The organism is Streptomyces sp. NPDC089424, assembly GCF_044749345.1.
Lineage (GTDB): Bacteria > Actinomycetota > Actinomycetes > Streptomycetales > Streptomycetaceae > Streptomyces.
On the sequence record NZ_JBIVHU010000002.1, the window covers coordinates 1586137 to 1609548 of the forward strand.

Consider the following 23412-nt stretch of genomic DNA (forward strand, 5'->3'; position numbering starts at 1 on the left):
TACCGGGATCGCCGACAGCGCGCACACTGGAGCCACGGGGGGAGGGAGGCGCCGTATGAAGACGCCGGGCCGCCGGCTCTACTCCCCGTGGTGGCGCTGCGCGGCCGCCGCGGTGGCGGGCGCACTGCCCATGCTCGCCTTCCCGGGGCCGTCCCTGTGGTGGTTCGCCTTCGTCGCCCTGGTGCCGTGGATCCTGCTCGTCCGCACCGCGCCGACGGGCCGGCGGGCACTGTACGACGGCTGGTGCGGCGGCTTCGGCTTCATGCTGGCCGTGCACCACTGGCTGCTGCCCAACCTGCATGTCTTCACGTTCGTCATCGCGGCCCTGCTCGGCGCACTGTGGGCGCCGTGGGGCTGGCTCGTCCGCCGCTTCCTCGGCGGCGTGCCCTCACCGCGCCGGATCGCGGCCGCGCTGCTGGTGCTGCCGTCGGGCTGGCTGGCGGTGGAGCTGGTGCGGTCGTGGCAGGGGCTCGGCGGGCCCTGGGGCATGCTGGGCGCCAGCCAGTGGCAGGTGGGACCGGCGCTGCGGCTGGCCTCGGTGGGCGGGGTGTGGCTGCTGAGCCTGCTGCTGGTGGCCGTCAATGTCGCGGTCGCCGTGCTGGTGTCGGTGCGCGCGTCCCGGACCCCGGCGCTGGCCGCCCTGCTCGCCACCGCCGCCGCGACGACCGCGGCCTCGGTCTGGTCGCCCCGCCCGCACGGCGAGGGCGAGGCCCGGGTGGCCGTCGTCCAGCCCGGGGTCGTCCCCGGACCCGGTCCCCGCTTCGACCGCGAGGAAGACCTCACCCGCCGGCTCGCCGGGCAGGATCCCGACCTGATCGTCTGGGGCGAGAGCAGCGTCGGCTACGACCTCGGCAGCCGGCCCGACCTGGCGGAGCGCGTCGCGGCGCTCTCCCGCGAGACGGGGGCCCCGATCCTGGTCAACGTGGACGCCCGCCGCTCGGACCGGCCCGGCATCTACAAGAGTTCGGTGCTGATCGGCCCGGACGGCCCGACCGGCGACCGCTACGACAAGATGCGGCTCGTCCCGTTCGGCGAGTACGTGCCGCTGCGCTCGCTGTTCGGCTGGGCCACCTCCGTCGGCGAGGCCGCGGCCGAGGACCGCAGGCGCGGCACCGAGCAGGTCGTGATGGACGCCGGGGACGGGCTGCGGATCGGCCCGATGGTCTGCTTCGAGTCGGCCTTCCCCGACATCAGCCGCAGTCTCGCCCGCGGCGGCGCCGACGTACTGGTCGCCCAGTCCGCGACCTCGACGTTCCAGCAGAGCTGGGCACCCGCGCAGCATGCCTCGCTGGCCGCGCTGCGCGCCGCCGAGAGCGGCCGCCCCATGGTGCACGCGACCCTGACCGGCGTCTCCGCCGTGTACGGCCCCGAGGGCCGGCGGATCGGCCCGCCGCTCGGGACGGACGCGAGCGCGACACAGGTGTACGAGGTGCCGCTGGCCGGCGGCCTCACGCCGTACGCCCGCCTCGGCGCCTGGCCGGCGCAGGCCGCCGTGCTGGTGCTGCTCGTCCTGGTGCTCGTCGAGGGCGGGCGGTCGGTCAGGCGGCCGCGCCGGAGCGCTCCAGAACAGACAGGACCACCCGCTCGCACAGTTCGTGAGTCGCCAGCGCGTCCCTGGCGCTGAGCGGCGTGCCCGCCCGCACGGCGTCGAGGAAGCCCAGCACCGCCTGCTCGATGCCGCGCTGCCGGGCCACCGGCACCCAGTCGCCGCGTCGCCGCAGGCTCGGCTGGCCCTTGTGGTCGACGACCTCGGCGAGATTGCTCACCTGCCGCTTGGTGTCCTGGCCGGAGACCTCCAGGATCTCCTCGGCCGACCCGCTGAGCCGGTTCATCACACCGAGCGCGGTGAACCCGTCGCCGGCGAGCTGGAGCACGACGTGGTGCAGCAGGCCGTCCACGCTGCGGGCGCGCACGGTCACGTCGTCGATCTCGCCCGGCACCAGGAAGCGCAGCGTGTCCACGACATGGATGAAGTCGTCGAGGATCATCGTGCGGGGCTCCTCGGGGAGCCCGACGCGGTTCTTCTGCAGGATGATCAGCTCGCGCGGGTGGTCGGCGCACTGCACGTAGGCGGGCGCGTGCCGCCGGTTGAAGCCGACGGCGAGACTCACGCCCAGCTCCTCGGCGCGCGCCACCAGCCGCTCGGAGTCGGCGAGTTCGTACGCCAGCGGCTTGTCGACGTACGTCGGGACGCCCGCCTCCAGCAGCCGCGTGACGATCTCGGGGTGCACGAGCGTGGGCGCGTGTACGAAGGCGGCGTCGAGGTCCTGGGCGAGCAGGTCGTCGAGGGTGCCGTGGCGCTGCGCGGGCGGCAGGTGAAGGCTGTCGGCGACGCGGTCCAGCGTGGCGGGCGTCCGGGTCTGCAGATGCAGCTCGACCCCGGGCTGGACCCCGAGCACCGGCAGGTATGCCTTCTGCGCGATGTCACCGAGTCCGATGCAGCCGACCTTCACGGGGGCTCCTTCACTGCTTGCCTGCGGGGGTCTGCCGGGAAGCATACGGGGGCCCCGGCGGGCGCCGGACGGCGCTACCACCGAGGCCACGGCCGCCCCCTTGGTGGAACGCCCGGCGTGGGCGAGGATGCGTGGATGACGACGGAGCGCAGCGCACCTGCCCAGGACGCCGATGAGCGGACGATGCTGGAGGGCTGGTTGGAGTTCCACCGGCAGACCCTGGCGTGGAAGTGCGAGGGGCTGAGCGACGCACAGCTGCGGACCACGGCCGTGGAGCCCTCCGAGCTGTCCCTGATGGGGCTGGTGCGCCACATGGCGGAGGTGGAGCGTAGCTGGTTCCGCAAGGTGCTGGTCGGCGACGACCCCGGCCCCCTCTACTACACCGAGGAGGACCGCGACGGCGAGTTCCACCTCACCGAGGCGGACACCTGGGCCGAGGCGTACGCCACGTGGCAGGCGGAGATCGAGACGGCCCGCCGCAACGCCGCCGGCTTCGGACTGGACGACCTCTCCAAGGGCCGCGGCCGCCACAACGGCAAGCCGTACAACCTGCGCTGGATCTACACCCACATGATCGAGGAGTACGCCCGCCACAACGGCCACGCGGATCTGATCCGCGAACGCGTGGACGGCGCGAGGGGCGACTAGGCCTGTTGCGAAAGCGGCGTCCGTCGTGCGGAGGGCGGCCGCGCGGCGTCCGGTGCGTCCTTTGGGCACGGCGAGTGGGCGTTCCGGGCGTCGCGCGGCAGACGCCACTCTCGCAACAGGCCTTGGGGCCCCTCGCCTGCGTCCGGCCAGGACCGGTCCTGCCGGGCGCAGACGCCTGGACGTCAGCCCGGCAACGTATGGGCCCTCCCTGCGGGGGCTCACTTCACCCGTCCGGAGCAACCTGCGCTTGTCCACCGGGTTCCGCGGGGCCCGAACCACCAGAGTGGCGCGGGTGCATCGAACGACGACCACCGCGACGCTGCTCGTCACCGTGGCCCTCAGCGCGGTCTCCGGCTGTGTGACCGTCCAGCGGGGCCCCGCCGCCGTGCCGTCGGCGCCGGCGCCGGGCCCGGACGGCCGGACCGAGCCGCAGATCGTGCAGGCACCGGCCCGCGAGGCCCTGGAGCTGATCGGCCCGTCCCGCCGGCCCGGCACCGCCGCGCCGGAGTCACACCGCCCCACAGCGCAGGCCCCGGCAGCACCGGCCCGGCGAGCCCCGTCCCCGCGCGCGCAGTCCCGGCCTCACTCCGACCCGCCGAGCCCGCAGCCGCGCCGCCCACGGCAGCCGCCGGCCACGGTCCCGGACGTCGCCCCCACGCTCGGCACGGACACCGACGTGTGCGCCCTCGGCAGGAAGTACGGCGGCTGGCGCCCGGACAGCCCGGAGGCGGTGATCTGCGAGCAGACCTACGGCCGGTGAGGTCGCGGCCCCGGCGCGCTGCGGCTCACGGGCGCTGCCGCGGCGGTCCCCAGGCGCTCCCGCCCGGCGAGCCCCCGTCCCCGAGCCGCAGCTCCATCCGCCCGATGGCCGCCCGCACCCCCTGCCCGTAGGGGTCGTCGGCGAGCGCGTCGGCCGCTCCACGGGCCCGGCGGAGATGGATACGGGCGGCGTCGGAGCGGCCGAGTCTGACGTAGTCGGCGGCGAGGTTCAGATGCAGGGAGGGGTACAGGGCGCGGACCGCGAGGGCGCCCTCGTGGGCCGCGGGGCGGTCGTCGCTCAGCTCCTCCGCGGCGCCCAACGCCCGCAGGTCCCAGGACAGTTCGTCGCAGGGATCGTCCTGGGTGTCGGCCATGTAGTGGGCCAGCGTGCAGCGGTGCAGCGGGTCGCCGTCCTCGCCGATCTCCGCCCACAGCTGGAGGAAGCGCTGCCGGGCCTCCTCGCGGTCCCCCGCGTGGAACAGCATGACGACCTGCCCGATCCGCGTCATCACGGCATCCGGCGCCGCCTGCTCCTGTTGCTCCGACACCGCATCCTCCGAGCTCACCGACGTCCCGTCCCCGCCGACGCTAACGGCCACCAGGGGCAATACCGGCGAGGCGGGGCCGACCCGCGACGCCGGCCCGCCCCCTCCGTGCGGGTGTCAGGCCTGGTCGGCGAGGTTCGGGATGCGCCAGTCCACCGGCTCGTGCCCCTGCCGCGCGATCGCCTCGTCGATCTGCGTGAACGGACGCGAGCCGAAGAACTTCTTCGCCGACAGCGGCGAGGGGTGCGCCCCCTTCACCACCACGTGCCGGGTCTCGTCGATCAGCGGCAGCTTCTTCTGCGCGTAGTTCCCCCACAGCACGAACACGGCCGGGTCGGGCCGCTCGGCCACCGCGCGGATCACGGCGTCGGTGAACTTCTCCCAGCCCTTGCCCTTGTGCGAGTTGGCCTCGCCGGCCCGCACCGTCAGCACCGCGTTGAGCAGCAGCACGCCCTGCCGGGCCCAGGGCATCAGATAGCCGTTGTCCGGGACGGGCAGGCCGAGCTCCTGCTGCATCTCCTTGTAGATGTTGCGCAGCGAGGGCGGGGTCTTCACTCCCGGGCGCACCGAGAAGCACAGGCCGTGGCCCTGACCCTCGCCGTGGTACGGGTCCTGGCCGAGGACCAGGACCTTCACCCGCTCGTACGGCGTGGCGTCGAGCGCCGCGAAGACCTCCTCACGCGGCGGGTAGACGGGACCGGCAGCCCGCTCCTCCTCCACGAACTCCGTCAGCTCCTTGAAGTAGGGCTTGTGCAGTTCGTCGCCCAGGACCCCGCGCCAGGACTCGGGCAGCATGGCGATGTCGGTCACGTCAACTTCCTTACGGTGTGCGGTCGGTTCCGGAGCACAGAACCTACCGGCGACCACTGACAACGGCCGCCCGGGGCCGCCTCACCAGCTCGTCTTCCGGGAGAGCTCCCACACCATCATGATCGTCGACGGGTCCAGGGCGCGCTCGGCCCCGGAGATCTCCACGCTGGCGGCGACGTACTGCTTGCCCTGCCACAGCGGCAGCAGCCGTACGTCCTGGACGAGGATCTGCTGCGCCTCCTCGAAGTCGGCCTCCACCTGGGCGCGGTCGCTCTCGCGGCGGGAGCGGGGCAGCAGCTCCCCGGTGATCTTGGGCGCCGGGTACGGCGTGCCGAGGGCGTTCTCTTCGCCGACGAAGGGCGCGATGTAGTTGTCGGCGTCCGGGAAGTCGGGGAACCAGCCGCGCCCGAACACCGGGTACTCACCCTTCTGGTAGCCCTCGACGTAGGTCTTCCAGGGCCGGCTCTTCAAGGTGATCTGGAACAGGCCGGAGGCCTCCAGCTGCCGCTTGAGCTCCTGGAACAGGACCGCGGTCTCGGAGCCGTAGCGGTCGGTGGTGTACCAGAAGGTGAGCGGGACCGGCTCGTCGATGCCCTCCTCGCTGAGGATCGAGCGCGCCTTGTCCGGATCGGGGTCGCCGTAGTTGTCGAAGAAGCCGGTGGTGTGGCCGGTGAGGCCCTTGGGGACCATCGAGTACAGCGGGTCGACGGTGTCCTTGTAGATCGCGTGGGCGATCCTCGGCCGGTCGACGACCTGGGCGACGGCCTTGCGCACGGCCGCCTTCCCGGCCCACGAGTCCTTCGGGTTGAACACCAGGTAGCTGATGTCGGCGCCCGCGCCCTCGACGAGCTGGAGGGTCTCGTCGGCGTCCCGGCCCTGCAGCGCGACGACGTCGTCCGCGGCGAGGCCGCGGTAGGTCACGTCGATGTCCTGGTCGCGCAGCGCCTCGACCATGGCGCCGGACTCCTGGAAGTAACGGATCGTGACCGCATCGTTTCTTCGTTCGGCGAAGCCCTTGTAGGTGCCGTTGCGCACGAGTTCGGCCCGTGCGCCCTCGTCGTAGGAGTCGAGGAGGTACGGCCCCGAGCCGGTCACCCCGCCGTCCTCGCGGAGCTTGTCGGCCGGGTAGTCGTCGGGGTCGACGACGGACATGGCGGGGGTGGCGAGCACGAACGGGAAGGTGGCGTCCGGGGTCTTCAGATGGAAGACGACCTCGCGGTCGCCGAGCGCCTGCACCCGCTCCAGGCTGCCCAGCAGCCCGGCGGGCCCGCCCGGCGCGTCGATGGCCAGGATCCGGTCGATGGAGTGCTTGACGGCCTGCGCGTCCAGCGCGTCGCCGTCGGAGAAGGTCAGTCCACCGCGCAGCTTGCAGCTGTAGACCCGGTTGGTCGCGTCGGCGAACTTGCAGCTCTCGGCGGCGTCCGGCTGAGGCGTGGTGGCGCCGGTGGGGTAGCTCAGCAGCGTCTGGTAGATGTTGCGGAACAGCTCCCAGGAGCCGTCCCAGGAGGCGGCCGGATCCAGCGTGCTGGGGGCGCTGGTGGTCCCCACGACGATCGGGCCCCCCTCGGCGGGCTCGCCGTCCGAAAACAGGCTGCAACCGGCCAGCACGGATATGGAAGCGATCGCCGCCACTTGCCGCAGGCCTCGGTTCCGGTTGAACACGCGCACGCTCCTCGATCTGCCATACCAAGGGTCGGCAGACCCTATCGCAGGCAAACTCGGCCTGAACCATGCTTGCGCGAGCTCATTGATCAGCTTCCACATGACGACGTTGTCATCGCCTCGTGGGCCGTCAATCTGTCGACAAGGGCGCCGATTTCGTCAACAAATTCGCGTCGAGCGAGCGTCGTTGACGGAACCGGCGCCCCCATCCGGAAGGTACCGATCCGGTCAGGTCAGTGGACCCCGGCGTTGAGGTAGATCCCGCCGTCCACGACGAGCGTCTGACCGGTGATCCAGTCCGCCTGCGCCGAGGTGAGGAACGCGGCGGTGCCGCCGATGTCGGAGGGCACCCCGAGCCGGCCGAGCGGATAGGCCGAGGCGGCCTCCGCCTCCCGGCCCTCGTACAGGGCCTGCGCGAACTTGGTCTTCACCACGGCCGGGGCGATCGCGTTGACCCGCACCTTGGGCGCGTACTCGTGCGCCAGCTGCAGGGTCAGGTTGATCATCGCCGCCTTGCTGATGCCGTACGCGCCGATGAAGGGCGAGGGGGAGAGACCGGCGACGGAGGCGATGTTGACGATGGCCCCGCCGTTCTCCTTCTGCCAGGCGTGCCAGGTCTTCTGGGCGAACCCGAGCGCCGAGACGACGTTGGTCTCGAAGACCTTGCGCGCCACGTCGAGGTCGAGGTCCGCGATCGGCCCGAAGACCGGGTTCGTACCGGCGTTGTTGACCAGGTAGTCGATCCGGCCGAAGGCCTCCATCGCGCGCTCGACGGCGACGGCCTGGTGGTCGAGGTCGTGGGCCTTGCCCGCGACACCGACGACCCGGTCGGCGCCGAGCTTCTCGACGGCCTCCTTCAGGGCCTCCTCGTTGCGGCCGGTGATGCACACGCGGTCACCCCGTGCCACCAGCGCCTCGGCGACGCCGTAGCCGATGCCGCGGCTGCCGCCCGTGACGAGGGCGGCCTTGCCGGAGAGTTCAGGCAGTTCGGTCATGTCCGTGCCCCCTAGTCGAGCGGTCCGCCGGCGACGTACAGCACCTGGCCGGAGACGAATCCGGCCGCCTCGCCCGTGAAGAAGGCGATGGCGTTGGCGATGTCCTCGGGCTCGCCGACGCGCTGGACCGGGATCATGGAGGCGGCGGCCGCCTTGAAGTCGTCGAAGCCCATGCCGACCCGCTCGGCGGTCGCGGCGGTCATGTCGGTGGCGATGAAGCCGGGGGCGACGGAGTTGGCGGTGACGCCGAACTTGCCGAGTTCCTTGGCGAGGGTCTTGGTGAAGCCCTGCAGACCGGCCTTGGCGGCGGAGTAGTTGACCTGTCCGCGGTTGCCGAGCGCGGAGGAGGACGAGAGGTTGACGATGCGGCCGAAGCCGGCGTCCACCATGTGCTTCTGGCAGGCCTTCGCCATGAGGAAGGCACCGCGCAGGTGCACGTTCATGACGGTGTCCCAGTCGGTGACGCTCATCTTGAACAGCAGGTTGTCGCGGAGCACACCCGCGTTGTTGACGAGGATCACCGGCGCGCCGAGCTCCTCGGCGATCCGGGCGACGGCCGCCTCGACCTGCGCCTCGTCGGAGACGTCGCAGCCGACGGCGATGGCCTTGCCACCGGCCGCGGTGATCTTCTCCACGGTGTCCTTGCAGGCGGCCTCGTCGAGGTCGAGCACGGCGACCGCGCGGCCCTCGGCGGCCAGGCGTACGGCGGTGGCGGCCCCGATGCCGCGCGCGGCGCCGGTGACGACTGCGACCCGCTGCTCAGTGGTGGACATTGCTGCTTCTCCTCGCCCTTGGGATGCGGCTCAACGGCACTCACATCGATGAGCGACCGCTTAGTACCTTCAGCAGCTGTGACGCTAGAAGCCCTGGCACCCGGTGTCAACGGCCCATCGGGTGCATGTGATCCATCACCTCACCAGCAGATCGAGCAGCCGTTCGGCCTCGGCCGCCGGGTCGAGGGTCAGCCCGGTGTGCACCGGGCCGGGCTGGACGACCGTGGAACGGGGCGCGATCAGCCAGCGGAAACGCCGCCCGGCGTCGTCGCCCGCCGCCTGTCCCGCCGCCTCCCCGCCACCGCAGACGCGCTCCACCGAGCGCAGCGCCGCCCGCACCCCCGACACGTCCGCGTCCGGGTCGAGGGCCAGCAGCCGCCCCTCGTCGAGGTGGGTGCGGGCACCGACGTACGCCTTGGCGCGGCAGTAGACGAGCACGCCCGCGTTGATGCACTCGCCGCGTTCGACACGCGGTACGACCCGCAGCAGCGCGTACTCGAAGACGTCCCGGCCGCCGCCCTGTCCGGCCCGGGTGATGTGGCGCTCGCTCACTGGATCCCCTCGATGCGTTCGTGGATGACGGCGGCGCGCGCCAGCAGCGGTCGCGCATAGGCCCCGCGCAGCTCGTCGGGGGTGTCGAAGCCGGGCTCGCCGGTCAGCCAGGCGTCGGGGATCTCGGCGGTGACCTCGGCCAGCAGGTCCTCGGTGACCAGCGGGGCGAGCCCGGCCGCGGCCGCCGCGACGTCCGGCGCGAAGGTGCGCAGCGCGTGGTCGGAGGCGTCGTAGGGGCGGGCGGCGGAGGTGTGCGCCCCGGGCCAGTTGTGGTGCCAGATCATGGTCGCGCCGTGGTCGATGAGCCACAGATCGCCCTGCCACATGAGCAGGTTGGGGTTGCGCCAGGAGCGGTCGACGTTGTTGACCAGCGCGTCGAACCAGACGATCCGCCCGGCCTCCTCGGGGCTCACCGAGAAGGCGAGGGGGTCGAAGCCGAGCGCGCCGGACAGGAAGTCCATGCCGAGATTGGGTCCGCCGCTGGACCGCAGCAGGTCCTGCACCTGCTGGTCCGGCTCGCCGAGCCCGAGGAGCGGGTCCAGGGCGACGCTGACCAGGCGGGGGACGCGCAGGCCGAGCCGGCGGGCGAGCTCACCGCAGACGACCTCGGCGACGAGCGTCTTGCGCCCCTGCCCGGCGCCGGTGAACTTCATCACGTACGTCCCGAAGTCGTCGGCCTCGACGAGCCCCGGCAGCGAGCCGCCCTCACGCAGTGGCGTGATGTAGCGGGTCGCGATGACTTCCTTGAGCATCGCCCCAGGTTACTGTCGTGTTCGGCGTCGTCGGACGCGGCCTGCCGCTACCGCGCCGGGGCCGTTCCCGCCAGATCTCGATCGAGTGAAGTTGGGCCCGGCCGCTGAACTTCGGCCCTCCGTCGGCCGTACTGCTGAACAGATCAGGGATCACCCAGCGCCCGTGGAAGGGAATGCCAGCATGCCCAGCCAATCGCTTCACACCGAGTCGGGTCCGGCCCGCCGCACCGTCATGGCGGCGGCCGGGGCCGCCGGGCTCGCCGTCGCACTGACCGCGTGCGGGTCGGGCGACGAGTCGTCCGGTACCGGCTCCGCCGCCGGAGCGGACTCCGGATCCGACACCGACACCGACGCCGGGGCCGGTGCCGGTGCGGGCACCGCCCTCGCCAAGACCTCCGACATCCCGGAGGGCGGGGGGAAGGTCCTCGGCGACCTGGTGGTCACGCAGCCGACGGCGGGCCAGTACAAGGCGTTCTCCTCCAAGTGCACCCATCAGGGCTGCGCGGTGAAGGACGTCAAGGACGGGGTCATCATCTGCCCCTGCCACAACAGCCACTTCTCCGCCACCGACGGCAGCGTGCAGCAGGGTCCGGCGACCCAGCCGCTGGAGGCCTCGGAGATCGTCGTCTCGGGCGACGAGATCCGCCTCGCCTGAGGGTCAGCGACGGCGCGGCCGTCCGAAGCAGCCGAGCACCTCGTCCGTGGTCGCGACCGTGGCGACCAACGCGAGGGTGTTGCGGATGATCGCGGGGGTGTAGTCGGCGGGCACACCCGCGACGGCGTCGGACGGCACCACGACCGTGTAGCCGCGGTTCACCGCGTCGAACACCGCGTTGGGCACGGCCACGTTGGCCGAGACGCCGGTGACGACCACGGTGCGGCACCCGAGGTTGCGCAGCAGCGCGTCGACCTCGGTGCCCTGGATCGGCGACAGGCCGTGCAGGCGCCGTACGACGAAGTCCTCCTCGGTGACCTCGACGGGGGCCGCGACGCGCACCGCCGCGGTCCCGGACAGCTGCCGTACGGGCAGCCGCTCGGCGGCGCGGAAGAGGCGGGCGTTGCGGTTGGCGCCGCGCCCGTCGGGGCGGCGTTCGGCGATCGCGTGGATCACCTGGACGCCGCCGCGGTGGGCGGCGTCCACCAGCCGGGCCACGTTGCCGAGGGCGCCCGAGGAGCGGAACTCCTTGGCCAGCTCGGGCAGGGCACTGTCCGGGCCGACCACGCCCTGCTGGCACTCGACGGTGAGGAGCACCGTGGTCGCGGGGTCGAGCAGTTCGCCGAGCTGTTGGTGCGACGGCATGGCGCCCCCTGACGGTCGGCGGTGCGGGAGCCGCCGGGATCAGCCACCATTGCACAGCGACGGAAGACGGTCCATGCTTTTCTGACATACCGTCAGATGATTTTCTGGCGGGCCGTCGTATCCCGTCCCTTCGAGGGGAAGCCGAGGGAAGCACATGACAGCCACGCAGCGCCGGGGCCGGAAGATCATGATGACGCCCGGTGAGCTGGACGCGTTCCTGACCGGCCAGCGCACCTGCCGGGTCGCCACGGTCTCGGCCGACGGGGCACCGCACGTCAGCACACTGTGGTTCGCCTGGGACGGCACGTCGATATGGCTGTACTCCGTGGTGCGCAGCAAGCGGTGGGCCGATCTGCGCCGCGATCCACGGGTGGCGGTCGTGGTCGACACCGGGGAGGAGTACGACGAACTGCGCGGCGTCGAGCTGTCCGGGACCGTCGAGTTCGTGGGCGAGGCCCCGCGCACCGGCGAGCTGTGCGCCGAACTCGACCTGCCGGAGACTTTGTTCGCCCGCAAGAACTTCGGGCTGGAGGAGATGCCGCACGACGGTCGCCACGCGTGGATGCGGCTCACGCCGTCCAAGACGGTCTCCTGGGACTTCCGCAAGCTGGGTTCGCTGTAGCGCGGGCGTGTTCGCTGCAGCGCCGGCGCGTTCGCTGCAGCGCGGGCCTCAGCCGACGCCCTCGCCCGCCGACCGCAGCGCCGCCACCGCCGCCCGGATCGACGGCCGGCGGTCGGCGTCCGCCCGCCAGACGACGTACACATGGCGTCGCACCCGCTGCTTCAGCGGGACGGTGACGACCCCGGCGGGCATGGGGTGACGGCCCAGCAGCGGGCAGACGCAGACCCCGAGCCCGGCGGCGACGAGCGCGAGCTGGGTGTGGGTCTCGGCGGCACGGTGCCCGAGGATCGGCTCGACGCCACGCGAGCGCAGGGTGAACATCAGCCACTCGTGGCAGAACTCGCCCTGCCCCCAGGTGATCCACTCGTCCTCGGCGAACTCCCCGAGGTCCACCTCGTCCCGGTCGGCGAGCGGATGTCCGACGGGCATCGCCACGTCGGCGGGATCGTCCAGGATCGACGCCTTGACCAGGCCGTCGGGCAGCGCCATCGGCTTGTTGTACCAGTCCAGGACGACCGCCAGGTCCAGGTCGCCGCGCACCACGCCCTGAATGCCGCGCTCCGGCTCCAGCTCGCAGGTGCGCAGCCGCAGCGCGGGATGCGCGGTGCGCAGGGTGGCGAGCGTAGTGGGGAACAGTCCGCGCGCGGCGGTCGGGAACGCCGCCAGGCGCAGCTCGCCGGCGACCTGGCCGCGCTGGGCCTCCAGGTCGGACTGGGCCAGGGCGACCTGCGACAGGATGCGCGTCGCGTGCTGGGCCAGCAGCCGGCCCGCGTCGGTGAGCCGGACCCCCCGGCCGTGCTTGGCCAGCAGTTGCTGGCCGACCTCGCGCTCCAGTTTGGCCAGTTGCTGGGACACGGCCGAGGTCGTGATGTGCAGCCCCTCGGCCGCGCCGCTCACCGAACCATGCCGGGCGAGCGCGTCGAGGGTGCGGAGGCGGTCCAGGCTCAACATGTAAGGGATACTACGAGATACAGCGTGCGAAATCTCGCTTGTTCTACGAGATCGAGTACCGCATGGTTGCTTCCGTGACCACCGCCACGACCCACGCCACGCAGGGCGCCACGCACGGCCCTGTCCGGACCCCCGCCCGCCGCACGATCGACTGGAGGATCCGCTTCGCGGCACTCTCCCTGGTCTGGGGCTTCAGCTTTCTGCTCATCAAGGTCGGCACCGACGGCTACGCCCCCTTCCAGGTCACCTTCGGCCGACTGCTGTTCGGCACGGCGGTGCTCGCGGCGGCGATGGCGGCCAAGCGCCAGCGACTCCCCCGCGGGGTGCGCACCTGGGCCCATCTGACGGTCGCCGCGCTCCTGCTCAACGCGCTGCCGTTCTCCCTCTTCGCCTACGCCGAGCTGACCATTCCGTCCACGCTCGCCGGCATCTGCAACGCCACCTCGCCGCTGTGGGGCATGGCCCTGTCCATGGTCGCCCTCTCCGAGGACCGGCCCACCCGGGTCCGGGTCGCCGGGCTGGGCCTGGGCTTCCTCGGGGTGCTGACGGTGCTCGGCGCCTGGCAGGGCTTCACCGGCGTCGATCCCAGGGGCACGGCCCTGGCGCTGCTGGCCTCGCTCAGCTATCCGATCGGCTGGATCTACGTCCGGCGCACCCTGGCCGGATCCGGCGACTCGCACCTGTCGCTGACCGGCGCGCAGTTGCTGCTGGCCACGCTGCAACTGGCCGTCGTGACACCGCTGTTCACCAGCATGCCGAGCAGTTTCCCGGTGGTGCCGCTGCTGGCCGTCGCGGCCCTGGGCGCCCTGGGCACGGGGCTCGCGGTGCTCATCCAGTACGGACTGGTCGCCGAGGTCGGGCCGACCACCGCCCAGATGGTCACCTACTTCATCCCGGTCATCGCCACCGCCGCGGGCGTCGCGGTCCTCGGCGAGTCCCTGACGTGGTCGACACCGGTGGGGGCCGTGATCGTCCTCGCGGGGGCGGCGTTGACACAGGTGCGGCCCAAGAGCTGAGCCGGGCGCCTGCCACCCGGGGGCCGGTGTCCGGTCGTTCAGTCCTTCGGCGTCCCGATCCGCAGCCGATTGCCGTCGGGGTCCCTCAGATGGACAGGGTCTCCGGGCGGGCGTCGCCGGTGTGCTCCGACAGGAACAGGCTCACCGGCCCTCGGGCGACCTCGACGAACGCCGGCAGCCCGGGCGCGAAGCGGTGCTCCCACTGCTGGGCGAACCCCAGGCGCTCGTACCAGCGCACCGCCGCGGCGGCGTCGGCCACGCGCAGGACCGGGACGACGTCCTCGCGCATGGCGCGGTCGTCGCTCATGGGGCCATCCTTCCAGGCACCCCCGCACCCGGCTCACACATGGCTGCGCGCCGATGCCGGGCGCACGGCGGTGGCGACGGCGTCCGCCAGGGGTTCCGCCTCCGCCTCGGTGAGTGTGGCGACGGTGACCCGGATGCCGGGTGGGGCGTCCATGCGGAAGCGGGCGCCGGGGGCGACCGCCCATCCGGCGTGCAGCAGGCGGGCGACGGCGGCCGTCTCGTCCGGCACCGGGATCCAGACGTTCAGGCCGGTACGCCCGTACGCCGCCACTCCGCGGCGTGCGAGCGCTTCGATGAGCGCGCCCCGGCGCCGTCCGTAGGCCGCCGCGACGGCCGCCGTGTCCACCGCCCCGTGCGCCCACAGATGGGCCACGGCGCGCTGGGTGATCCGGCTGACCCAGCCTGGCCCGAGCCGCTGCCGCCCCCGCACCCGGTCCAGCGTGACCTCGTCACCGGTGAGCACGGCGAGCCTCAGGTCGGGGCCGTACGCCTTGGCCGCCGACCGGACGAAGGCCCAGTGCCGGGTGACGCCGGCCAGGGGGTGCAGCGGGAGGTCGACGATGCCGTGGCCGTGGTCGTCCTCGATCAGCAGGGCCGCGGGATGGCGGCCGAGCACCGAGCGCAGGGCACGCGCGCGTGCGGCGCTCAGCGCGGCGCCGGTCGGGTTCTGGGCGCGGTCCGTGACGACCAGGGCCCTGGCGCCCGCCGTGAGCGCGCGGTCCACCTGGTCGGGCAGCGGGCCCTCGTCGTCGAGGGCGACGGGAAGCGTGCGCAGCCCGAGCGCCGGGACCAGGTCGAGCAGTCCGCCCCACCCGGGATCCTCCACGGCGACGGCGTCGCCGGGCTTGAGGTGGGCGGCCAGCACCCGCTCGACGGCGTCCAGCGAACCGGAGGTCACCGCGATCGGGCCGGCGGGCACTCCCCCGGCGTCCATCCCGGCCCGTGCCAGCCGCGCCAGTTCGGGCTCCACGGGCGTCTCGCCGTACAGCACCGGCGCCTGGCCGGCCGCCTCGGCGAACGCGGCCGCCGGCGACGGCAGCAACGCCGGGTCCGGGTTCCCGGCGGCCATGTCGCGCACGCCCTCCGGCACGTCCGCCGCGATCTCCTCGCGGCCCGTGGTGGCCGGCCTGTGCCGCACCCGGCTGCCGCGCCGCCCGTCGGTCTCGATGACCCCGCGCTCACGCAGGGTCCGGTAGGCGGCGGCCACGGTGTTCGGGTTCACCCCCAGGCGGGACGCCAACTCGCGCATGGGTGGCAGCAGTTGCCCCGGGACCAGCGCACCCGCCGCCACCGCGCGCTCCACGCTGGCGGAAATCTCCGCGGCACCCCGGCCTTCGATCCGATATTCTCCTAGCACAAAGACGAGTATGCACTAGTGCAATGGAGGACGCCATGCAGGGGACCCCAGAGACGACGTCGACGGCCGCCTACACCCCGACTGACCGCACCGTCCCCACCCGCTCACCGGAGCGCGCGTCCTACGACAGGGACGCCGTGCACGCGATACTCGACGAGGGGTACGTCTGCCACCTCGGCTTCGTCCGCGACGGCGCGCCGGTGGTCCTGCCGACGCTCTACGCCCGGGTGGGCGAGCGGCTCTACGTGCACGGCTCGACCGGCTCGCGCCCGCTGCGGATGACCGGGCGGCAGGACGGGCCCGGCCTGCCGGTGTGCGTGACGGTCACCCACGTCGACGCGCTGGTCCTGGCCCGCTCGGCCTTCCACCACTCGATCAACTACCGCTCCGTGGTGGTGCACGGCGTCGCCCACGACGTCACGGATCCCGAGGAGAAGAGGCTGGCCCTCGACGCGCTGGTCGACCATGTGGTGGCGGGCCGGTCGCGCGACTCGCGGCCCGCCGACAAGAAGGAGCTCGCCGCCACCGCCGTCATCCGCCTCGACCTCGACGAGGTCTCCGCGAAGTCCCGCACCGGCGGCGTCAGCGACGAGCCCGAGGACCTGGCGCTCCCCCACTGGGCCGGCGTGGTCCCGCTGAGCAAGGGGTACGGCACGCCGGTCCCGGACGCCGCCCTGGCGCCCGGCACCGACCTGCCCGGCTACCTCACCGCGCGTTGACGCGCGCCCCGCGCGCCTCGGCCACCGCCAGTCCCGCGACGGAGCCCAGCATCAGCAGGGTGCCGGCGAGGGTGGCGGTGGTGAGCCGCTCGCCGAGCAGGGTGACGGCCAGGACTGCCGCGCTGACCGGCTCCAGCAGCATGATCACGGACACGGTGGCCGACCGTACGACGGCCGCGCCCGCGAAGTAGAGGGCGTAGGCGAGGGCCGTGGGGACCGCCGCGATGTAGACGAGGAGCCACAGCAGCAGGGCGGGCCGCGCCGTGTCCGGCACCAGGCCCTCCGCCAGCGCGAGCGGCAGCAGGCACAGGGTCGTGACCGCGAACGCCCAGACGGTGGTGGCGGAGGCGTCGGTGTCGCCGTTCCGGCCCCAGTACCGGGTGAGCAGGGTCATCGCGCAGTACCCGGCGGCGGAGAGCAGCGCGAGAGCGACACCCCACGGCTGTACGGCGGTGTCGCCGCCGCCGAGCACCAGCACCCCGAGGCCGCCGAGCGCGCCGGCGACCGCGAGGACGCCGGCCCGGCCGAGCCGCTCCCCCATGGTCAGACGCGCGCCGAGCGCGATGAGGACGGGGCCCGCGCCGAGGGTGACCACGGTGGCGACGGCGAGGCCGGTGGCCGAGACGGCGGCGAAGTAGGCCGTCTGGAACACCGCGAGCCCGAGGCCGATGGCGCCGATCCGCAGGGTCTTGCGGGCGAGCGGTTCGGGAGCGGCGGCTACGGCCCGCGGCCGCACCCGCCGGGCGGCGAGCAGCAGGAGCAGACCGGCCGCGCAGCGCCAGAAGGACAGGGCGACGGAGCCCATGTCGCTGGCGCGGTAGACCAGCGACGCGGCGGCGCCCGCGGTGCCCCAGGCGGCACCGGCGACGATCAGATACAGGAGGCCTCGCCCGACGGGCAGGCCGGAAGCGACAGTGGACACGCGTGTTCTCCGCACGTGCGCAGGAGCGCAGGAGTCAGGGAAGGACCGCCGCTCGGCGGGGTCCGGGGACGGCTTCCGCGGGCAGTACCGTCCCGCCCGGCGCGACGGCGCGGGGCGGGGAGGTGCGAGGGGCCCGCCTCAGGCGGCCGGGGGCGGAAGAACGCGTGCGTCCGTGTGCATGATCATCACCCTAGGCGGCCGTGCCCCGGGCGGACAACTCCCTTTCGGCGCCGCCGCTCGTCACCGGGTCGGGCGAGCCCTTGGCGGGTGTCGACGACTGTGCGATGAAGGCCCCGGCCAGGACGACCGCACCGCCCACGATCTGCGGCGCGGAGAGGTGCTCCCCCAGCAGCACCCAGGCCAGGACGGTCGCGATGACCGCCTCCAGACACGCCACCACGCCCGCGACCTGCGGGGAGAGCCGGCGCACGGAGAGCACGCCCGTGACGTACGCGACGACGGTCGCGATCAGCACGATCCAGGCGAGCAGCGCGGCGGCCGGGACGGCGGTGCCGTCCATGTGCGCGGAGTGCGCGAGCACCGACCAGTCCATCCCCCAGGGCCGGGCCACGACCGTCAGCACGAGGGCGCCGATCAGGAGGCCGTAGGCGATCACGCCCAGCGGGTCCGGGGCGTCGTCGCCGGAGTCGCTGCCCTGGTCGGACAGTACGAAGTAGCCGACCTGGCAGCAGGCGGCGCCCAGCGCGAGCAGCAACCCCAGGGCGTCGAAGCCGAGTCCGGACCACACCTCGACGACGCAGGCGAGGCCGCCGACGGCCAGCACGACGCCGAGCGCCGCGGCGCGGGTCACGGGCCGCCGCTGCACGAACCGCACCCAGCCGAGCACCAGGGCGGGCGCGAGGTACTCGACGAGCAGCGCGACGCCGACCGGGATGCGCGATATCGCGGCGAAGTAGCACGCCTGCACACCGGCGACGGCCAGCAGGCCGAATCCGGCGAGCAGCGCCGGGCGTCGGCGCAGCAGCGCGCGATGGCGTACGGCGAGCGGCAGCATGACGAGCGCGGCGCCGGCCACCCGCAGCCACACCACGTGCAGCGGGTCGAGGCCCGCCTCGATCAGCGGCTTGGCCGCGACTCCCGAGCCGCCGAAGGCGACCGCCGACCCGAGCGCGAGAGCGAGACCGGCACCCTTGCCGCGGCTGCTTCGCGTGCTGACTGAGGTGTGCATCCGGACATGATGACAGGCGACGACATGACCGTCACCCTTGATGACTCCTGTCTCACCGGCTGGACTCCGGGTGCCCGCTCAGCAGCCGGCCTCGAAGCCCTCGACGCACTCCCGCGCGCCGTGCTCGATCCTCAGGAACAACTCGGGCGCCTCCACTCCCGCCCGCTCCAGCACCTCCACGGCACGCGAGCGCGGATCCACGACGATCCCCGCGAGCAGGTCGAGCCCGCGGGCCCGCCCGTCGCCGCGGCGCGCGGCGCGTTCCGCGGCGTACGCCATCGCCGCGGCGGCCAGGGGCGAGCGGCCCGGGACACCGCTCACGACCGGGACGGTGCCGGAGTCCTCGACGGCGGTCTGCCAGCGCAGTCCGTAACCGATGCTGCGCTGCACCAGGTAGCCGAGCAGCCGCGCGAGCTGCGGTTCACTGTCGAAGACGGCACGCACGTCGGGGTCGTGCTCCAGGAGCGAGTGCAGCAGATGGGCGGTGTCGACCTGCCGGTCCCCGTCCCGCACGGCCCGCCTGCGGGCACCCGCGACCACCGCCGCCAGCTCGTCGCTGAGAGCGGCATCGTTGTCCACGCCGGGGTGTTCGCCGGACTGTTGCCGGGGGATCGGATGCTGCACATCCTCCACCCCATCAGTCCCCGCGGATCCGGTCATCCCCGGCCAGAACCATTTTCCCGTCCCACGGACAGGGGACATCCCTGGCCGGAATCTCCTCCTTGGGGATGAGATCAGACCGAAACCGGCCACGTCGCAGGCCGTCCGGTCGCACGCCGTCCCGTCGCACTGCGAGGTCGTCCATATTTCCTGACAGGTCGTCAGTATTGAATGTTGCGGGCCCTGCGGCTACGTTCCGCGACACCGAAGCCCGATACGAAGAGGTGGTCGCATGGCCGAAGTCAGCGCGGAGGCACGCATCGAGGCGCCGGCCGAGAAGGTGTGGGCCCAGCTCACGGACTGGTCCGCCTACGGGGAGTGGAACGCGACCCACACCGGCTTCCCCGAGGGCGGCCCCACGACCCTGGAGACCGGCGCCACCTTCAAGGAGAACATGCGGCTCATGGGCTTCCCCGCCGAGGTCGAGTGGACCGTCGAGGAGCTGACACCGGCCCGGGTACTGGCGATTCGCGGCAAGGGCCCGATGTCGGTGACCGTCGCCACGCGCTACACCCTGATCCCCGACGACGACGCCACCACGGTCCGCATCGACGGGGAGTTCACCGGCGCCGCGGTCTCCCTGATGGCGGGCAAGCTCAAGGACTCGGCGACGGCGGCGCTCGACGAGTCGCTGCGGAAGCTGGCGGGACTGGTGACCTGAGGCGCCGACGCGCCCGGCCCTCGACGCACGGCGAAGCGCCCCGCGGAGCGTTCCACGGGGCGCCTGTGGTGCCGTAGGGCAGGTGTCAGTCCTCGTCGGCGAGGATCAGATACAGCTTCTTGCGGGCCTCGTTGATGACGGTGAGCGCCTTCTCGCGCTGCTCCTTGTCGCCGGTCTTCCAGACCTGGCTGAAGGCCTCCATCAATCCGAAGCCGGCCTGGCGGATCTCGCCGAGCGCCTCCCAGTCGACGCCGCGCGAGGCCTCTTCCCAGGGGGCTTCCGGGCCCTGTTCGGCCGCCGTGCGGCCCTCGTCGGTGAGCGAGAACAGCTTCTTGCCGCCCTCGGACTCGCTGACGATCAGCCCCTCGTCCTCCAGCAGTTGAAGAGTGGGGTACACCGAGCCGGGGCTGGGCTTCCAGGCCCCGCCGCTGCGCTCGGCGATCTCCTGGATCATCTCGTAGCCGTGCATCGGCCGGTCCTTGAGCAGGGCCAGGATCGAGGCGCGTACATCACCGCGCCGCGCCCTTCCCCTCGGACCTCCGCGGCCTCGTCCGCCCCAGGGGCCCGGACCGAAGCCACCGAAGCCGCCCGGGCCACCGTGGCCGAAACCGTGTCCGCCCGGACCGAAGGGGCCGAAGGCCGCGCGCAGCGCCTCGAAGTCGCCGCGTCCGCGCCGGGGGCCGTCGTGTCCATGTCCGCGCTCGTATCCGTGGTTGTGCATGGTCATCACTCCATCTGGTCGTCGGCCGGTCGCTGCCCGGTCTTTGATCTAGCGCCAATCTACCGTTGATCTGTCGCGATGCCTCAACGATATATCGGAACAGTTCGGCAAGCAAGCGTCACCGGACCCGACGCCACGCCCAGGAGCGGTCCAGTGCTCGCGAATTGGCCTTGGCCTGCGGCTTCGCGCGGGTCCTAACGTCAGGGGCCATGCGGATACGAATCGTCGACGCCTTCACCGACCGCCCCTTCGCCGGCAACCCGGCCGGGGTCCTGCTCCTCGACGCCTTCCCCGAGGACGACTGGATGCAGAACGTGGCCCAGGAGGTCAACCACGCGGAGACGGCCTTCGCCCACCCGTTGCCCGAGGGCGGCGAGGCCGACTGGGCGCTGCGCTGGTTCACGCCGGTCGCCGAGGTGGCCATGTGCGGGCACGCCACGCTCGCCACGGCCCATGTCCTGCACAGCACCGGTGCCCACGAGGGGCCCGTACGGTTCGCCACGCGCAGCGGCGTACTCGTGGCCACGCGCCGCGAGGACGGTTCGACGACCCTGGACTTCCCCACCGCGCCGCTCACGCCCGTCGACCTCCCCGAGGGCCTCGCCGACGCGCTCGGCGCGCGGCCGCTCGCCGCCTACGACACCGGGCCGAACGTCGGGGACCTGCTGGTGGAACTCGCCGACGAGCGGACCGTCCACGCGCTGCGCCCCGACCACCGGGCCATCGGCGCCCACTCGTCGCGCGGCGTGATCGCCACCGCCCGCGCGGAGGAGCCCGCCCTCGGCTACGACTACGTCTCCCGGTGCTTCTTCCCCAACGTCGGCATCGACGAGGACCCGGTCACCGGCAGCGCGCACACCGCGCTGGCCCCGTTCTGGTCCCAGCGCCTCGGCCGCGCCGAACTGACAGGCCTGCAGGCCTCACCCCGCTCGGGCCGCGTCCACACAGAGCTCCGCGACGACCGCACCCTGCTCAGCGGCCAAGCGGTAACGGTGATCGAGGGCGACCTGTTGGCCTAGCGCTCACCGCCGACGCGGGAGCGCTTGCGAGGCCCGAGGGACCACGCGATTTCGCCGTCCTGCCGACGGACCACACCGAGTCCGCAGAACCCGCCCGACGGACCACCGCGAGACCAAGCCCGCCCGACGGACCACACCGAGTCCGCAGGACACGCCCGACGGACACGCCGAGGACGCAGACCCGCCCAGCGGGCCGCGCCGAGGCCGCAGACCCGACCGGACCACCGCCAGGCCAGACCAGTCCGACGGCCACTCCGGATTCGCAAGAACCGCCCGACGGACCACGCCGAGGACGTGAACCCGACCCGCGGGCCGCGCCGACAGAGCGGACCCCACGCTGGAGACTGCCGGCCAGGGCGCAGGCCCGTCCGCCGGAGGGCACCGAAGCCACGCGCGCCGTCCAGCGGAGGGCGCGCGTGGCTACGCAGGTCCCGTCCCGTGAATCGCGTCAGGGCCGCGCCGATCCGCCGCGCGGAAACCGTCGAGGACTGGAGCTCGGCAGACGCAGCCCCACCAAGGCCACAAGCTCGTGACGGGTCCGCGCCGACCGGTCCGGCGGAGACCGCCGAAAGAGCAGCCCGCCTGACGGGGACCACGCGGGGCGCAGACCCGCTCGGCGACCACGCCGAACCTGCGGACCCCTCCAGCGGGAACCGCTGAATACACAGCACCGACCGACAGAGACCGCCCCGGACGCAAGCCCGCCCGACAGACCCGAGCCCGCGAGCCCATCCAGCGAAAACCGCCGAGAACCCACCCCGTCGGACAGACCGCCCAGCACCGGGCCGCCCGGCGGACCACACCGAACCCGGGCCTGTGCAGCAGGGACCGCCGAAGACACAGGCCTACCCGACGGACCACCCCGAGCCAGGCCGCAGGCCCTCCCGCGGGCACCGCCAGGGGACACGCGGGCCGCTCCAGCGCAGCGAATCGCACCAGTCACCCCGGCGGAGACCGCAAGGGTCACGGAGGCCCGTCCGGCGAATCGCCGGGGGACGCGCGGGCCCGTCCAGCACATCGCACCGAGAGGCACGCGGGCCAGCCCGGCGAGGACCGCCGGCCGGCCCGATCCCCGGCGGCTCGTCGGGAACTCGCGGGCGGTGGACGCTAGGCCGTCGGGAGCCAGTCGACCTTGCCGGCGAGGAGCGCGTACCCCACGAACGCGCCGATGTCGAGGAGTGAGTGGGCGACCACCAGCGGGCCGACGCGTCCCCAGCGCCGGTACAGCCAGACGAAGACCACGCCCATCACCATGTTGCCGATGAAGCCGCCGATGCCCTGGTACAGGTGGTACGAGCCGCGCAGCACGGAGCTGGCCGCCAGCGAGGCACCGGGCGACCACCCCAGCTGGTCGAGCCGGCGCAGCAGGTACCCGACGACGATGACCTCTTCGACGATCGAGTTCTGCAGCGCCGAAAGGATCAGCACCGGGAACTTCCACCACACCTCGGGCAACGCCTCGGGGACCACCGTGAGGTTGAAGCCGAGGCCGCGCGCGGCGAGGTAGAAGGCGATGCCGGTGCTGCCGATGACGGCGGCCACGACGGCTCCGCGCCCGAGGTCGGGCCAGGGCCTGGAGCGGTCGAACCCGAGGGTCCTGAGGCTCTGCCCCTCACGCATCAGGAAGTGCGCGACCAGGGCGACGGGAATCAGCGCGGTGGTGATCCCGAACAGCTGCCAGGCCAGGTCGAGCCAGGGCCGCCCCGGCGCGGCGGAGGCGTTGAGCGTGGCGGCCTGGTCCTTGAGCCCGCCCGGCCGGGTGACGGACCCCACGAAGCTGATGAGCGCGGACACGGCGCTGGCGCCGAGCGAGAGCCCGAGCACGAGCAGGGTCTCATCCCGCAGCACCCGCCGCGACGGCGTCCCGCCCGCCGTGGCACCCTTCACGGTTCCCGCCTCACCCTGCACGCCCGCCTCCAGCCGAGTCTCAGCGCACATCCTCGTCCACGTCACCTGGATGTGCGCTGGACAGCCTCGCAGACGTACCTGTGCTGCGGCTCCCGCCCCCTGCCCGGCGCCG

General features: G+C 72.9%; 25 protein-coding genes and 1 pseudogene. 9 read left to right on the top strand and 17 right to left on the bottom strand.

Annotated elements, in window-relative coordinates:
- Positions 1–55: 55 nt before the first annotated feature.
- Positions 56–1624, top strand: coding sequence for an apolipoprotein N-acyltransferase (gene lnt / locus ACIP2X_RS14700; RefSeq protein ID WP_401672096.1), 1569 nt, complete (start codon positions 56–58; stop codon positions 1622–1624).
- Here lnt and ACIP2X_RS14705 read toward each other — a convergent pair.
- Positions 1539–2453, bottom strand: a complete 915-nt coding sequence (locus tag ACIP2X_RS14705) for a Gfo/Idh/MocA family protein (protein WP_401672098.1) — start codon at positions 2451–2453, stop codon at positions 1539–1541. The two genes, lnt and ACIP2X_RS14705, sit on opposite strands and share 86 nt — an antisense overlap.
- A 135-nt stretch (positions 2454–2588) precedes the next feature.
- Here ACIP2X_RS14705 and ACIP2X_RS14710 point away from each other — a divergent pair, with 135 nt between their 5' ends.
- Entirely contained in the window at positions 2589–3101 is a 513-nt protein-coding gene (locus ACIP2X_RS14710; protein WP_401672101.1) for a DinB family protein, read from the top strand.
- A gap of 292 nt (positions 3102–3393) precedes the next feature.
- The gene (locus ACIP2X_RS14715; RefSeq protein WP_401672103.1) at positions 3394–3861 is read left to right on the top strand and encodes a hypothetical protein; all 468 of its coding nucleotides are present in this window, start codon (positions 3394–3396) and stop codon (positions 3859–3861) included.
- Positions 3862–3886: 25 nt separating this feature from the next.
- On the opposite strand, the gene ACIP2X_RS14720 is transcribed toward ACIP2X_RS14715, so the two are convergent.
- From ACIP2X_RS14720 to ACIP2X_RS14750, 7 genes are all read right to left on the bottom strand, one after another.
- Positions 3887–4408, bottom strand: coding sequence for a hypothetical protein (locus tag ACIP2X_RS14720; protein WP_401672106.1), 522 nt, complete (start codon positions 4406–4408; stop codon positions 3887–3889).
- 114 nt (positions 4409–4522) lie between these two features.
- On the bottom strand, positions 4523–5215 hold the full coding sequence (gene ung, locus ACIP2X_RS14725) for a uracil-DNA glycosylase (RefSeq protein ID WP_401672109.1): 693 nt from the start codon (positions 5213–5215) through the stop codon (positions 4523–4525).
- An 81-nt stretch (positions 5216–5296) separates the two neighbouring features.
- On the bottom strand, positions 5297–6877 hold the full coding sequence (locus ACIP2X_RS14730) for an ABC transporter substrate-binding protein (RefSeq protein WP_401672111.1): 1581 nt from the start codon (positions 6875–6877) through the stop codon (positions 5297–5299).
- 233 nt (positions 6878–7110) lie between these two features.
- Complete coding sequence (locus ACIP2X_RS14735) at positions 7111–7872, bottom strand: SDR family oxidoreductase (RefSeq protein WP_401672113.1); 762 nt, start codon at positions 7870–7872, stop codon at positions 7111–7113.
- An 11-nt stretch (positions 7873–7883) separates the two neighbouring features.
- On the bottom strand, positions 7884–8645 hold the full coding sequence (gene fabG / locus ACIP2X_RS14740) for a 3-oxoacyl-ACP reductase FabG (protein ID WP_401672115.1): 762 nt from the start codon (positions 8643–8645) through the stop codon (positions 7884–7886).
- Between the two features lie 135 nt (positions 8646–8780).
- Positions 8781–9197: a DUF3037 domain-containing protein gene (locus tag ACIP2X_RS14745; RefSeq protein ID WP_401672117.1), complete on the bottom strand. Its 417-nt coding sequence runs from the start codon at positions 9195–9197 to the stop codon at positions 8781–8783.
- Positions 9194–9949, bottom strand: coding sequence for a HipA family kinase (locus tag ACIP2X_RS14750; RefSeq protein WP_401672119.1), 756 nt, complete (start codon positions 9947–9949; stop codon positions 9194–9196). Before ACIP2X_RS14750 ends, ACIP2X_RS14745 begins: the two co-directional genes overlap by 4 nt.
- A 181-nt stretch (positions 9950–10130) precedes the next feature.
- Between ACIP2X_RS14750 and ACIP2X_RS14755 the strand changes: the two genes are divergently transcribed.
- Entirely contained in the window at positions 10131–10604 is a 474-nt protein-coding gene (locus ACIP2X_RS14755) for a Rieske (2Fe-2S) protein (protein WP_401672121.1), read from the top strand.
- 3 nt (positions 10605–10607) lie between these two features.
- Here the strand turns inward: ACIP2X_RS14755 and ACIP2X_RS14760 are convergent, their stop codons facing one another.
- Positions 10608–11249 (bottom strand): cysteine hydrolase, encoded by a 642-nt coding sequence (locus ACIP2X_RS14760; RefSeq protein WP_401672123.1) that lies wholly within the window; start codon positions 11247–11249, stop codon positions 10608–10610.
- A gap of 154 nt (positions 11250–11403) precedes the next feature.
- On the opposite strand from ACIP2X_RS14760, the gene ACIP2X_RS14765 reads away from it, so the two are divergent.
- Complete coding sequence (locus ACIP2X_RS14765; RefSeq protein ID WP_401672126.1) at positions 11404–11871, top strand: pyridoxamine 5'-phosphate oxidase family protein; 468 nt, start codon at positions 11404–11406, stop codon at positions 11869–11871.
- A gap of 48 nt (positions 11872–11919) precedes the next feature.
- On the opposite strand, the gene ACIP2X_RS14770 is transcribed toward ACIP2X_RS14765, so the two are convergent.
- Entirely contained in the window at positions 11920–12822 is a 903-nt protein-coding gene (locus ACIP2X_RS14770; protein ID WP_401672128.1) for a LysR family transcriptional regulator, read from the bottom strand.
- Positions 12823–12884: 62 nt separating this feature from the next.
- Between ACIP2X_RS14770 and ACIP2X_RS14775 the strand changes: the two genes are divergently transcribed.
- A complete protein-coding gene (locus tag ACIP2X_RS14775; protein ID WP_401672130.1) occupies positions 12885–13838 on the top strand; it encodes a DMT family transporter in 954 nt (317 codons plus the stop codon).
- Positions 13839–13876: 38 nt separating this feature from the next.
- Here ACIP2X_RS14775 and ACIP2X_RS14780 read toward each other — a convergent pair.
- Together ACIP2X_RS14780 and ACIP2X_RS14785 are read right to left on the bottom strand one after the other, a co-directional pair.
- Positions 13877–14127 (bottom strand): annotated as a pseudogene (locus ACIP2X_RS14780) (glyoxalase superfamily protein).
- A gap of 51 nt (positions 14128–14178) precedes the next feature.
- Positions 14179–15501, bottom strand: a complete 1323-nt coding sequence (locus ACIP2X_RS14785) for an aminotransferase class I/II-fold pyridoxal phosphate-dependent enzyme (protein WP_401672132.1) — start codon at positions 15499–15501, stop codon at positions 14179–14181.
- Between the two features lie 35 nt (positions 15502–15536).
- On the opposite strand from ACIP2X_RS14785, the gene ACIP2X_RS14790 reads away from it, so the two are divergent.
- The gene (locus tag ACIP2X_RS14790) at positions 15537–16220 is read left to right on the top strand and encodes a pyridoxamine 5'-phosphate oxidase family protein (RefSeq protein WP_401672135.1); all 684 of its coding nucleotides are present in this window, start codon (positions 15537–15539) and stop codon (positions 16218–16220) included.
- On the opposite strand, the gene ACIP2X_RS14795 is transcribed toward ACIP2X_RS14790, so the two are convergent.
- From ACIP2X_RS14795 to ACIP2X_RS14805, 3 genes are all read right to left on the bottom strand, one after another.
- On the bottom strand, positions 16207–17142 hold the full coding sequence (locus ACIP2X_RS14795) for a DMT family transporter (RefSeq protein WP_401672138.1): 936 nt from the start codon (positions 17140–17142) through the stop codon (positions 16207–16209). The genes ACIP2X_RS14790 and ACIP2X_RS14795 overlap by 14 nt on opposite strands.
- A gap of 190 nt (positions 17143–17332) precedes the next feature.
- Positions 17333–18331 (bottom strand): EamA family transporter, encoded by a 999-nt coding sequence (locus ACIP2X_RS14800; RefSeq protein WP_401672140.1) that lies wholly within the window; start codon positions 18329–18331, stop codon positions 17333–17335.
- Between the two features lie 78 nt (positions 18332–18409).
- Positions 18410–18955 carry a Clp protease N-terminal domain-containing protein gene (locus ACIP2X_RS14805; RefSeq protein WP_401672142.1) on the bottom strand — a complete coding sequence of 182 codons (546 nt, stop codon included), beginning with the start codon at positions 18953–18955 and terminating at the stop codon, positions 18410–18412.
- Positions 18956–19223: 268 nt separating this feature from the next.
- Here ACIP2X_RS14805 and ACIP2X_RS14810 point away from each other — a divergent pair, with 268 nt between their 5' ends.
- Positions 19224–19652 carry an SRPBCC family protein gene (locus ACIP2X_RS14810; protein ID WP_401672144.1) on the top strand — a complete coding sequence of 143 codons (429 nt, stop codon included), beginning with the start codon at positions 19224–19226 and terminating at the stop codon, positions 19650–19652.
- An 85-nt stretch (positions 19653–19737) separates the two neighbouring features.
- On the opposite strand, the gene ACIP2X_RS14815 is transcribed toward ACIP2X_RS14810, so the two are convergent.
- Complete coding sequence (locus tag ACIP2X_RS14815) at positions 19738–20373, bottom strand: PadR family transcriptional regulator (protein ID WP_401672146.1); 636 nt, start codon at positions 20371–20373, stop codon at positions 19738–19740.
- A gap of 209 nt (positions 20374–20582) precedes the next feature.
- Between ACIP2X_RS14815 and ACIP2X_RS14820 the strand changes: the two genes are divergently transcribed.
- Positions 20583–21392, top strand: coding sequence for a PhzF family phenazine biosynthesis protein (locus ACIP2X_RS14820; protein WP_401672149.1), 810 nt, complete (start codon positions 20583–20585; stop codon positions 21390–21392).
- A gap of 1107 nt (positions 21393–22499) precedes the next feature.
- On the opposite strand, the gene ACIP2X_RS14825 is transcribed toward ACIP2X_RS14820, so the two are convergent.
- Positions 22500–23300, bottom strand: a complete 801-nt coding sequence (locus ACIP2X_RS14825) for a CPBP family intramembrane glutamic endopeptidase (protein WP_401672382.1) — start codon at positions 23298–23300, stop codon at positions 22500–22502.
- Positions 23301–23412: the final 112 nt, after the last annotated feature.